The following is a 12,154-nucleotide window of genomic DNA, read 5'->3' as shown; positions in this document are numbered from 1 at the left end:
GCCTATGCAACCCATGTTAAATACTGCCGTCCGAGCCGCGAGAGCCGCCGGCGACTTGATCCTCCGCTCATCCGATAATATCGGTCACCTAAAGGTCGACCAAAAAGGCAAAAACGATTACGCCAGCGAAGTCGACCGTATGGCCGAACGGGAAATTATCAATATTATCAAGGCGGCCTATCCCGATCACAGCATCCTGGCGGAAGAAAGCGGCGCGCAGCAAGGTAATGATTTTGTTTGGGTTATCGATCCGCTGGACGGCACTACCAACTTTCTGCACGGCTTTCCGCAATACGCCGTTTCCATTGCTTTAAAACACAAAGGCAGGATTGAGGTCGGCGTTATTTACGACCCTTTACGCGATGAACTATTCACTGCCAAACGCGGTAGCGGCGCCATGCTAAACAATCGCCGTCTTCGGGTGACTCAGCAAACCAGTCTGAAAGGCGCATTAATCGGCACCGGCTTTCCGTTTAAAACCGGTCTGCATATGGATGCTTACTTGGGCATGTTCCGCGCATTGGCGACCGATTCTGCGGGAATTCGCCGTGCCGGCGCTGCGGCGCTTGATTTGGCTTATGTAGCTGCCGGCCGATTGGATGGCTTTTGGGAGATTGGTTTGATGGAGTGGGATATGGCCGCAGGTATTTTATTGATAAAAGAAGCTGGCGGCGTGGTTACCGATTTTTCTTTTAATGATAAGTACCTGGAAACAGGCAACCTGATTGCTGCAAGTCCGAAAATGCATCAAATTATGTACCAGCTGATCGAGCCGCATGTGACCGATAATTTGAAATAATTATTGGATTCGACAAATGGAACGCAGATGAAGCGGATTGGACTGATTTACGCGGATTTTTAAAAAGCTGAAGCCAAGTTTGTTATGCTTTTTTATCAGTGATTATCAGCCTAATCCGTGTCATCCGCGTTCTACTTCAAATGACTTTAGAAAATCTGCAACGCCAGCATGATGGCGTCTTCCCGGCCGTTTTCCGATTGGTAATAACCTTTTCTGACGCCGATTTCGTTGAAGCCCATATCATGATAAAGTGCTATTGCAACGGTATTGGACGGCCTGACTTCCAGGAACATGGTTTCTGCTTTTCCTCTGACTGATCCAATAAGATTTTCCAGCATTTTGCGGCCTATTCCTTGTCCCTGTTCGGCAGGGGCCACGCAGATATTTAAAATGTGCGCTTCGCCTACACCCATGGCAAGTATGCTGTAGCCCAACACGGTGTCGTTCTCTTCACAGACCCAGCAACTATAGTTGGCTTTAAAGCAATCCCTGAAAATATCTTCTTCCCACGGAAATTGATAGCTTGCTTTTTCAATCGCCATAACGCCGGGTAAATCGGAATTTCTCATTTTTCTTAGGCGCATTAAATCTTTTCTACCCACTGAGTCAGGAAATATTTTGGCGTAAAACTCTCTATCGGCATCGTAAACCACAAAGTCTTTTATTTTTTCTAACATCATTTCCAACATGATCAACCTTTAATGTTTTTTATATATTTGCAGCGCGAGTTTTAAATCCGCCCAAGCTTTGCGCTTGTCCAGCAATGATCTTAACAAGTAAGCAGGGTGATAGACTACAACAACCGGCGTGTCATTTAAAGCGTGTATTTTTCCTCTTAATTTGCCGATCGGCTCTTCCGTGTTTAACAATGCCTGTGCGGCAACACGCCCTAAAACTACGATGATTTTTGGTTTGATCAGCGCTATTTGTCGCAGCAGGTAAGGCTTGCAGGTTTCGATTTCTATAGGTTTGGGATCGCGGTTGGAAGGAGGGCGGCATTTGACGATATTAGCGATAAAGACCTCTTCCCGATCAAGGCCTATGGCTCTAAGCATTTCCGTTAGCAATTGACCGGCCTTGCCGACAAAAGGTAAGCCTTGTAAATCTTCGTTTTGCCCCGGCCCTTCGCCGATGATCATCCACTCGGCTTTTTTATTGCCCGAGCCAAAAACGGTTTGAGTGCGCGTTTTACATAAATCGCATTTAGTGCAGGGGGCAACTTCGGCTTGTAACGCTTCCCAAGTATCAATCGATTCCGGTTCTGGCTGGATGTTTTCAGCTATAGCATCGGGATCGGATACCGACGGCTGCTCTTGATCAGGAGCAGTTCGGGACAACCAGACATCAATGCCCATGGCTTCCAGGTATTGCAGACGTGTTGCGTTATCCAAAGCGGAGTCAGCCGGTTATTCGCAACGCTGGAGCGTTGCCGGATGCGTTCCCGCGCCGGAGCATGGGAACGATGGGTCTTTTGTCTTGAGCCTTTCGCCTTTCACCTTAATCAAACATCCCCTTTCTGAGGGTGCTGGCGTTGGTCAGGGCTTTGCAGTTTATTCACGGCATTGATATAAGCCTTGGCTGAGGCGATGACAATGTCGGTATCGGCGCCTAAGCCGTTAACAATCCGGCCTGCTTGTTCAAGGCGGATAGTGACTTCGCCTTGGGCATCGGTGCCGTTGGTGATGCTGTTAACCGAATAAAGCTCCAACGTGGCGTTGGTCTGCACCAGCTTTTCAATGGCTTTTAAACTGGCATCCACTGCGCCGCCGCCGTCGGCATTGCCGGTGACTTCTTTATTGGCTACTCGTAGCGTAACGGTTGCGTTGGGTATTTCACCGGTTTCCGAGCACACTTTCAGGGCTATCAGTTTGACATGCTCATCTTCCGCCTCAAAACCGGCTTCCGAAATCAATGTTTGCAAGTCTTCATCAAAGATTTCATGTTTTTTATCGGCCAATTGCTTAAAGCGCGAAAAAGCCTCGTTCAGCTCTTCTTCCGATCCAAACTCAAAGCCCAATTCGGCGATGCGGCTTTTAAAGGCATTCCTGCCTGAATGTTTGCCCAGCACCATACGGTTGGTAGTCCAGCCTACATCTTCCGCACGCATGATTTCGTAGGTCTCACGACTTTTTAATACGCCGTCCTGATGGATGCCCGCCTCATGCGCGAAAGCATTTGCGCCGACGATAGCTTTGTTAGGCTGCACAGGAAAACCGGTAATTGACGAGACCAGTTTTGAGCAGGTCAAAATTTCGCGGGTATCTATGCCGGTTTGGCAGGTAAACACATCTTTACGAGTACGCACCGCCATCACCACTTCTTCTAATGATGCATTACCGGCGCGCTCGCCTAGGCCGTTAATGGTGCATTCAACCTGCCGTGCACCGTTCATAACTGCCGACAACGAATTGGCAACCGCAAGGCCCAAATCATTGTGACAGTGCACGGAAAAAATTGCTTTGTCTGAATTGGGGATACGCCGGATCAAGTTGGCAATAGTTGCGCCGAATTGCTCAGGAACGCTGTAGCCTACGGTATCTGGAATGTTCAGTGTTGTGGCTCCGGCGTCGATAACGGCTTCAAGAATCCTGCACAAAAAGTCTTCTTCCGAACGCCCGGCATCTTCCGGAGAAAATTCGACGTTATCGGTAAATTGCCGTGCGCGCTTGACCGCCTTAACCGCATATTCGATAACCTGGTCCGGCTGCATCTGCAATTTCATTTGCATATGTATCGGCGAGGTGGCGATAAAGGTATGAATGCGTGACTGCCTAGCGCCTTTAAGCGCTTCGCCTGCGCGATCGATGTCCTTGTCCAAGGCTCTGGCCAACCCGCATACCACGCTGTCTTTTATGACGTTGGCTACCGCCTGAACGGCTTCAAAATCGCCGGGACTGGCCGCAGGAAACCCGGCTTCGATCACGTCAACTTTCATACGTTCCAGGGCTTTGGCAATCCTGATTTTTTCGTCGCGCGTCATGGATGCGCCGGGGCTTTGCTCGCCGTCGCGCAAAGTAGTGTCGAAAATTATTAATTTGTCTTTCATAGAAAACTCACTCCATTCATGGAGAACTATCAACGGTCAGGTTGATACGGGATATTAGAATATAAATAATTTTAAGTAGAAAAAGATTATGCGCCCATCAGGGCAGGAATCTTAAAGGCAGGCATAGCCACGCACGCAAAGCTGTTCCGGCGGACATTGCGGCAGAAAAAGGTTTTTGAAATGCAGGACTGACTTGAATAAACATGGTTGCGACTATACGCCAATGGCTGCGCTGCCTCAAGCAGATTTTACGCTTTACGCCCTTGCAACCGGCGTCTGCGCATGACCAACGTGATAACCGGGCCGGAAATCGCATAACCTAAAAACAACAGGAACAACATTGTTTGCGGTTGCGCCATCACAAAAGCGATGCCCAACATCACGGCAATGGTGACAATAAAAGGCACTTTGCCTTTTAGATCGATTTTTTTGAAACTCCAATAACGGAAATTACTCACCATCAGCAAGCCGGTGCTGACCGTTAAGACGAGTGCAAAATATTTGAACAGCTCAATGTCGTATTTATACTCCAGGCAAATCCATATAAATCCGGCAAGAATAGCCGCGGCGGCAGGGCTGGGAAGTCCCTGGAAATAATTTTTATCGGCCGTTGCAAGCTGGGTATTAAAACGCGCGAGCCGTAATGCGCCGCCCGCCGCATGGACAAATGCAGCAAACAGGCCCAATTTACCGAGGCTCGAAAACGCCCATAAATACATGACCAAAGCGGGGGCCGCGCCAAATGAAACCATGTCGGAAAGGCTGTCGTATTGAGCGCCGAATTCGCTTTGCGTATTAGTCAGCCTTGCCACCCGTCCATCCATACCGTCCAGAATCATTGCTACAAAAATGGCTATAACAGCGGTTTCAAAACGCCCTCCCATCGCTGAAGTAATAGCATAAAAACCGGAAAACAGGGCGCCCGTGGTAAATAAGTTAGGTAGCAAATAAATTCCACGACGGCGAGTTGAGTGTTTTTCTGGGAGCATATTTTAATTAATCCTTAAGTTTTAGGAGGTCAGTAAAAAACATTGCTTTGAATTATACAATGAGCCTTGAAACTGAACCTAGCTTAATCAAAAATCTAATTTAAAAGTATTAAGCCTCTTTTGATTGTATTTCGAACCGGGCAATCAGTTGCCAAACACTATAGCTTATGCGCGACCGGCTTGTTTAAGCGCGCTGTTGCAAATCATGCTCTATTATTGTGCTTTTATAGTAAACTTCGCAGCTAAGGCCGTGCGGTCCAACCAAATAAAAGTAACAACTGTAAACTTGACAGGGGAAAAACATGCTGGAATATGATGAAAAACGTAATTATATTCGAATGGAAATAGACTGTGATGTCACCTACAGACTTGTGGATTCAGATGAATTACACCATGGCCGCTGTTCATCAATCAGCGGCGCCGGAGTTTCATTTATTTCCGACCGTTTTTTCGATGCCGGCAAAGCGATGGAAATAAATGTCATTCCCAAAAATACAATCACTCCCTCAATGACTGCTTTTATTGAGGTTATCAGAAGCACTCGGCAAGACGACGGCAGCTACGAGGTTGCCGCTACCATAAAGAGCATAAAGGGAGACTAAGCCTCATCGGCTTCTTCTGCGTTGTCTTGTCTCCTCCTTGCTATGCCATAGACGACGCTCCTTAATTAAACACAGAATTATTATGTATACGATTACCAAAGAGGTGTATTTTTGTTACGGGCACCGGTTAATGAATCATCCCGGCAAATGCCGTAATTTGCACGGGCATAGCGTTAAGGCCTCAGTTTCGATAGAACATGAGCAACTTAACGACCAAGACATGGTCTGCGATTTTTCCGATATTAGAGACTGTGTTGAAGATTTTATAGATATGCATCTCGATCACAATTTTTTGTTGCATAAAGATGATCCGATCATCCCTATGCTTACTGCGAACAAGGAGCGCTTTCTTGCCCTTGACGAACATCCCACCGCAGAGGTTTTGAGTAAAATGATTTATCAGCATCTCAAACAGTCCGGCTTTAACGTTGTTCAGGTGGTGTTGTGGGAGACCGCCAGCGCCCACGCTTGCTACCGAGAAAACTGAGCAGTTATGAGTTTTGTAAATCCGGTCAATAAATCAATTTGTCTCGAACAAGTCTGTGAATCAAACTATCAAAAGCTTTTTAAGTTAATTCCGGATTTGATGGCGTTTAAAGAAACAACCGCTATTGGCTTCGCTCCACACCATACCATGTTGCACCTTGAGATCATTGAGCGCACACCGTACACGATGACTTTGGAGCTTAGCCATTGCTTCAATAAAAATAACGAAGAATTTCTGGCGCCCGCTGTAAAAATAAGGGTTTACCTGGATGCGCATTTGGCTGAAGTATTGAGCGATCATGCACGTGCCGGTGTGTCTGAGGTTTTTAAAGATCCCGGACTAAGCCGTGAAATTATGAATTACAAATGGCGATTAAATTATTTTTTGCAAAAATGGTTGGATCACTGCTTAAAAAAAGACTACTTGTTCAGCTCTAACATACTGCAAACAGAAGCTTGGGCTTAATATATTGGGAATGTCTCTTTCAAACTAAATCTTCAGTCCATCCTTTTACGCTTGAAAGCGTCCTGTCGAACCCTGTTGATTTTGTATAGTCATTCGCTATGCGCAAAAAAAAACGTACTAAGCTTTTTTAAATTACTGACGGAATTGTTTCGTCTAAGTCGTAAGCATCCGGTATTGTTGCTGGTTATTCTCGTCCTGGGTTTGGGCGGTTATGGATACGAAGTTAAAATTGGGCGTCCCGCGTTGCTTTACCAAGAGACGCCAAAATCCTCCAATGCTAAAAACATCGATACCTGGTTTCGCATATTACGTAATGATGGCTTTATTCTGGGTTATTCTGATTTACGTGGCAACCCGCTGTGGGTGGAGTATGCTCTGACTGCCGCTAAAGAAAATGGGCGCTCCTTAAAACGTCCCAATCGCTTTGAGACCGACTGGCGCAGCATCAATCGGGTCAGTCATGACAGCTATCAGCACAGTGGTTATGACCGCGGGCATATGGCGCCAAATTATGCGATGAGCCGTCTATACGGCAGGGAAGGGCAGTCAGACAGTTTTTTGATGACCAATATCACCCCGCAAATCCAATCTTAATCAAAAGCTGTGGCAGCGTTTGGAGGAGGCGGAAATAAAGCATTTTGCCAAAATGTTCGGCAAAGTATGGGTGATCACCGGACCGGTTTTTAGCGGTACGGTCGAGCGGCTAAGTTCGGACTGGACGGTGGAAATACCCGATGCTTTTTACAAAATCTATATTACAGAACCCACCCCAGGAGGATCGCCTATTGTATTGGGCTTTTTAATACCGCAGACCGTTAAAGGAAAAGAACCGTTGGCGCAGTTCGTAACCAGTATCGATAATATAGAGGCGCAAGCAGGCTTGGACTTTTTTAGTGAGCTGAATGATCACATTGAGGCGCATCTGGAATCGGCTGTTGATCCGATGCCTTGGGATTTGCAAACTATCAGCAGATTACCGTTACAGCATTAATAGCTATTAACTGTTGAAACCGTTCATTGCCAGTTACTTGGGTGGTTTTTATCTTTGATTTATGCTCCGATTGAAATACCAGCCTCATAAAGAAACATTTGTTGATCTGGCTCAATTTTTTATTTCGCATTTTTGTTTAAATAGACATGCGTTGATACAAATCAATTATCGATTTTTTAATGAGATGCGAAATTGTTATCGGTGAGCATGATCAAGTAGGTATTCAGTGAAAGAAATCGCTGAAGATTACTCTAGTTCAGCGTATAGAAAATAAAAGACTTTCCCTTCTGGTCCGGAATTTTCGTTTTGCCGCATATAGCATACTGTTGTATGCGGATGTTCAATCCTATCCTCTACTCAGGGTTGTTTAGCGATTAAGTTGTATAGAAGCTAAACAGCCCTTTTTTATTCAGTATTTTCAGTTGCTTGGATTTAACCTCGATCAGCTTTCGTTCTTGAAAGAGATGGATGATTCGGCTAACCGTTTCATGCGCGATCCCAAGATAATTTCCTATTTCTTCCCGTGACATGCTCAGGCGAAATTCCAGTTCAGAGTAGCCTCGTATTTTCAAGCGGTCTGAAATATGCAGAATGAAGCAAGCTACACGCTCTTCAGCCGGCCGACGGCTTAACATCATCTTTTGTACTTGGGTATCAAACTGGTTGCAGGATCTTTGCAATAACACTTGACTTAAGGCAGGGGTATTGACGGCCAATATTTCAATTTTATAGGTCGGCAAATGGCAATAATTTACCGGTTCCAATGCTATCGCAGTACAGTTATGGATTTGCGAGGACAAGCCGTCAAATCCCAATAGTTCACCCGGAAAAATAAAATCAACAACCAGCTCATTGCCATTTTGGTCAAAGCTCAATAATTTTGCGCTGCCGGAGCGGAGCGCAATGATTCCTCTGAATGGGCTGCCGCTGTGGTATATAGCCTCGCCTTTTTGGCGGATATTGTTGCGATTAACCAATAATGCGAGTTCACCGACTTCCGACCGAGGCAGCCCTTTCGGAATGCACAAATTATCCAAGTTACAGTTTATGCACGTGACTGCTGTTTTGGTTGTCGAGGAATTTTCTGCGGTTGAATTGATCATTATTTTGAAAGCGAGAAAGGACAGTATTGAGAGTCAAAGCCGACCAATCTACCAAAAACTTAACTTGGTCGCAAGGCATCCAAGTGCACTCCAATACTATTTAAAAAGGATTGCAGTGTTTAAGGAAGACGCTTAATGCTTAGGTATATATCGATCTAGGACTTCCAAGCTATGATTTAGCCATAGCCGCCTCAATTTGTTTGCACAACGTTTTTAATATCTTGATACGGGCAAAGTTCTTGTCGTTGGCTTCCACCAGCGTCCACGGCGCAATTTCGGTGCTGGTACGATCTACCATGTCGCATACGGCGTGCTCATACTCATCCCATTTATTGCGATTGCGCCAGTCTTCTTCAGTAATCTTAAATCGTTTAAAACCGATTTTTTCGCGTTCATTGAAGCGGGCAAGTTGTTCTTCATTGCTGATCGCGAGCCAGAATTTGACCACCACAATATTATGACGCACCAGTTGCGCCTCAAAATCGTTGATCTCGCTATAAGCGCGCATCCAGTCTACTTCTGAGCAGAAACTCTCAACGCGTTCGACCAATACGCGGCCATACCAGGAACGATCGAAAATAGTCAACCGTCCACGCCGCGGAATATGCCGCCAAAAACGCCACAAATAAGGTTGAGCGCGTTCTTCCTCGGTAGGGGCGGCAATTGGAATGATATTGTACCAGCGAGCATCCAGGGCGCTCGTGATGCGGCGAATTGCGCCGCCTTTGCCGGCGGCGTCATTACCTTCGAAAATAGTTATTACGGTGATGTCTTTAAATTTGTCTTCGCGAGTCAGCAAAGCGAGCTTGCCCTGATATTTTTCCAGTTCAGCCTTAAATTCTTTCTTGTCGATCTTCTGATTGAGATCCAACGTTTTTAGGATGTCGAGTTGGTCAATCGAAGGCAGCGGCGAGGGGGGCGCATGAACTTTCGTTATTTTGGTATCTGCATCGTCCAAGCGTTTGCGTATGGCTTCGAGAATCACCTTGCCCACGGTCAAGCCGCGGTAATGCGGATCGTAGCCTTCGACGATAGTCCATGGAGCCTCAGCAGTGCTGGTATGGCGTATTACGCTTTCATATACAACGCGGAACTTATCGTATTGCTTGAAATGTTTCCAATCGCGATCGGTCACACGCCAGCGGGTTTTCGAATTTTCTTCAAGCAATCTAAGGCGTTTTTTTTGCCTGTCTTTAGATAAATGCATCCAAAATTTGAGGATCAGCGCGCCTTCGTCGGTTAGCATCCTTTCCAGGCGTTTAGCGCGTTCCATGCTCTGATCGAATTCAGCCGCATTGGTGTGGCCGGTGGCACGATTGAGAATTGGCCACGTATACCAGGAACCCAGAAACAGGCCTATCTTGCCTTTTGGAGGAAGTTCGCGCCAGAACCGCCACATCATCGGGCGATCAAGCTCCTCATCGGATGGGTCGCCCATGCCGTGGGTTTGAATAAAACGCGGATCCATCCATTCATTGAGCAAGTTGACGGTTTCGCCTCGTCCCGCGCCATCCAAGCCGCCGATTAAAATAATGACTGGAAATTTGGCCAATTTTGCCAAATCCATCTGTGCCTCCAGTAATGCTTCGCGCAACCGGGGTACTTCTGTATCGTATATGGCTTTGTCTATTTTGTGTCCAAGCTCTGCTGATTCAAACATGACGATCTCTCTGGAGTAACCCTAAAAATAGAAATATTAAGTATAGATCGTATAGGTTTATTGGTTATAAAGAAGATTGTTTGGTGGTTGGTTTTCCATATGTAGCTTAATTTGATATTCAGAATTAGGTAATTAATAATTTTAGTAATAAAAAACCGATCAAAATCGACATGTTTACGTCCTTTTTCGTTCAGCAAATGAGGAACAATCTTTTTCTCAGCGGAAGAATACAAGATGTATTTGCCCAACTCTATTTGTAACGAAGAATAAAGTATAAGCCGGTGCAGAAAATTCTTTTTTCGACATCAAATAAGCGGAAATAAACTTCCGTCTTCATTTGCATATCAGCGATAATATTTATTCAATTAGTAAAACCCTTTATAATAGTCGGATTTTACAAGGACTATAGGGCATGTATCCATTCTATGACTAATTTGAATAGCGCGCTTTTAACACGTTTGGATCAAATGAATGCAAACGGCCATCAGCAACTGCTTTGCGGAGGGCTTAAAGGGATTGAGAAAGAAAGCCTGCGCATATCCAAAGACGGATTCATCGCCCAAACACCTCATCCTCGAACATTAGGTGCAGCACTGACTCATCCGTGTATTACCACGGATTATTCTGAAGCCTTGATTGAATTAATTACCCCGCCGTTTGATGACGTTAAAGATTCGCTGGACTATTTGCGCAATATACACCGGTTTGTTTATGAGCATCTGGACAATGAAATCCTGTTGGGCGCAAGTATGCCTTGTGGCATCGACGGGGATGAGAGTATTCCCATCGCCGAATACGGATCGTCCAATATAGGCAGGATGAAGCACATTTATCGGCACGGTTTATGGCATCGCTACGGTAGGACCATGCAGTCTATTGCCGGGATTCATTTTAATTATTCGGTGCCGAAAGCGTTGTGGCCAGTTTTGCACAAAGAAAAAAACAGCTCACTCAATCTGGAGCAGTTTACTAACGAGGCCTATTTCGGTTTAATCAGGAACTTCCAACGTATGGGGTGGTTAATTCTGTACTTGTTCGGCGCATCACCGGCCATCTGCAAAAGCTTCTTCAAGAGCCGTCCGGCATTGATGATGCAATTTGAAGAATTTGACAATGGTACGCTTTATCATCCCTATGCGACTTCATTACGCATGAGTGATATCGGTTACAAGAGTAAAAATCAGGCTAATCTGAAAATCGATTACAACTCTATAGACGGTTATGTCAGCAGTTTAAGCGCGGCCATTAACACGCCTTATCCTGAGTACGAAAAAATCGGCACTCTGGTTGATGGTGAATACCGTCAACTGAACAGCAATATTTTGCAAATTGAAAACGAGTTTTACAGCACTATGCGGCCTAAACAAATTGCCCAGTCCGGCGAAAAGCCGACCCTGGCGCTGAAGCGTCGCGGTGTTCGTTATATAGAGATGCGTTCTTTAGATTTGGATTTATTTAATCCTATCGGCATTGACGAAGATAAAGCCCGTTTTATTGAGGCGCTGCTGCTCACGTGTCTGTTGCAAGACAGCCCGAAAACTTCAGATCAGGAGCAGCAGGTTAATAATGCCAATCAACTGGCTGTCGCTAACTTTGGCCGAAAACCGGGATTGGAACTGAATAAAAATAATCAGAAAATTCTGCTAAAGGATTGGGCGGCTGAAATTCTTGAATCCATGGAACCAGTGTGTGCGATTCTCGATCAGGATAATGCGAGCAAACCCTATAGCACCGCCTTGGAAAAACAGCTGGTGTTAGTCGAAAACCCCGATTTAACCGCATCGGCGCGAATGCTGGAGCAGATGACCCAACTGCGGCAGCCGTTTTCCCGTTTTGCATTAAATATCTCGACCGAGCATGAACAATATTTCAGACTCAATCAACTCGATAAGCTTAAAGAGCAGCAGTTTAATGAAATGGCGGCAGGGTCTCTTGATAAACAGCAGGAAATCGAAAGCAAAAAACAGCTCCCTTTTGACGATTTCTTGAAGCAGTATTTTTTGCAAGCATAA

Annotated in this window: 11 protein-coding genes and 1 pseudogene; 6 read left to right on the top strand and 6 right to left on the bottom strand. The window is 45.6% G+C overall.

Annotated elements, in window-relative coordinates; all coding sequences use genetic code 11:
- The first annotated feature begins 4 nt into the window (after positions 1-4).
- Complete coding sequence (locus EPO18_RS00815) at positions 5-799, top strand: inositol monophosphatase family protein (protein ID WP_292429176.1); 795 nt, start codon at positions 5-7, stop codon at positions 797-799.
- 146 nt (positions 800-945) lie between these two features.
- Here EPO18_RS00815 and rimI read toward each other — a convergent pair whose 3' ends face one another.
- From rimI to pssA, 4 genes are all read right to left on the bottom strand, one after another.
- Positions 946-1,488: a ribosomal protein S18-alanine N-acetyltransferase gene (rimI, locus tag EPO18_RS00810; protein ID WP_472850867.1), complete on the bottom strand. Its 543-nt coding sequence runs from the start codon at positions 1,486-1,488 to the stop codon at positions 946-948.
- A gap of 9 nt (positions 1,489-1,497) precedes the next feature.
- A complete protein-coding gene (locus EPO18_RS00805) occupies positions 1,498-2,190 on the bottom strand; it encodes a uracil-DNA glycosylase (protein WP_292429173.1) in 693 nt (230 codons plus the stop codon).
- Positions 2,191-2,300: 110 nt separating this feature from the next.
- Positions 2,301-3,845, bottom strand: a complete 1,545-nt coding sequence (locus EPO18_RS00800; RefSeq protein WP_292429170.1) for a 2-isopropylmalate synthase — start codon at positions 3,843-3,845, stop codon at positions 2,301-2,303.
- A gap of 248 nt (positions 3,846-4,093) precedes the next feature.
- The gene (pssA, locus tag EPO18_RS00795; protein WP_292429167.1) at positions 4,094-4,834 is read right to left on the bottom strand and encodes a CDP-diacylglycerol--serine O-phosphatidyltransferase; all 741 of its coding nucleotides are present in this window, start codon (positions 4,832-4,834) and stop codon (positions 4,094-4,096) included.
- 302 nt (positions 4,835-5,136) lie between these two features.
- On the opposite strand from pssA, the gene EPO18_RS00790 reads away from it, so the two are divergent.
- The 4 genes and pseudogenes from EPO18_RS00790 to EPO18_RS20640 all read left to right on the top strand — a co-directional run bounded on the left by EPO18_RS00790 (position 5,137) and on the right by EPO18_RS20640 (position 7,379).
- Positions 5,137-5,436: a PilZ domain-containing protein gene (locus tag EPO18_RS00790; RefSeq protein ID WP_292429165.1), complete on the top strand. Its 300-nt coding sequence runs from the start codon at positions 5,137-5,139 to the stop codon at positions 5,434-5,436.
- Between the two features lie 82 nt (positions 5,437-5,518).
- The gene (locus EPO18_RS00785) at positions 5,519-5,923 is read left to right on the top strand and encodes a 6-pyruvoyl trahydropterin synthase family protein (RefSeq protein ID WP_292429162.1); all 405 of its coding nucleotides are present in this window, start codon (positions 5,519-5,521) and stop codon (positions 5,921-5,923) included.
- Between the two features lie 6 nt (positions 5,924-5,929).
- Positions 5,930-6,388, top strand: coding sequence for a DUF1249 domain-containing protein (locus EPO18_RS00780; RefSeq protein WP_292429159.1), 459 nt, complete (start codon positions 5,930-5,932; stop codon positions 6,386-6,388).
- 363 nt (positions 6,389-6,751) lie between these two features.
- A pseudogene (locus tag EPO18_RS20640) lies at positions 6,752-7,379 on the top strand (DNA/RNA non-specific endonuclease).
- A gap of 374 nt (positions 7,380-7,753) precedes the next feature.
- On the opposite strand, the gene EPO18_RS00765 reads toward EPO18_RS20640, so the two are convergent.
- Positions 7,754-8,482 carry a helix-turn-helix domain-containing protein gene (locus EPO18_RS00765; protein ID WP_292429149.1) on the bottom strand — a complete coding sequence of 243 codons (729 nt, stop codon included), beginning with the start codon at positions 8,480-8,482 and terminating at the stop codon, positions 7,754-7,756.
- A gap of 169 nt (positions 8,483-8,651) precedes the next feature.
- Positions 8,652-10,142 carry a polyphosphate:AMP phosphotransferase gene (gene pap / locus EPO18_RS00760; protein ID WP_292429147.1) on the bottom strand — a complete coding sequence of 497 codons (1,491 nt, stop codon included), beginning with the start codon at positions 10,140-10,142 and terminating at the stop codon, positions 8,652-8,654.
- A 425-nt stretch (positions 10,143-10,567) separates the two neighbouring features.
- Between pap and gshA the strand changes: the two genes are divergently transcribed.
- Positions 10,568-12,154 carry a glutamate--cysteine ligase gene (gene gshA / locus EPO18_RS00755; protein WP_292429144.1) on the top strand — a complete coding sequence of 529 codons (1,587 nt, stop codon included), beginning with the start codon at positions 10,568-10,570 and terminating at the stop codon, positions 12,152-12,154.

The sequence above is a fragment of the Methylobacter sp. genome (genome assembly GCF_004322395.1).
GTDB lineage: Bacteria > Pseudomonadota > Gammaproteobacteria > Methylococcales > Methylomonadaceae > Methylobacter_A.
Note: the sequence above shows the minus strand (reverse complement) of the source record. Positions and strands in the feature narration are given on the sequence as shown.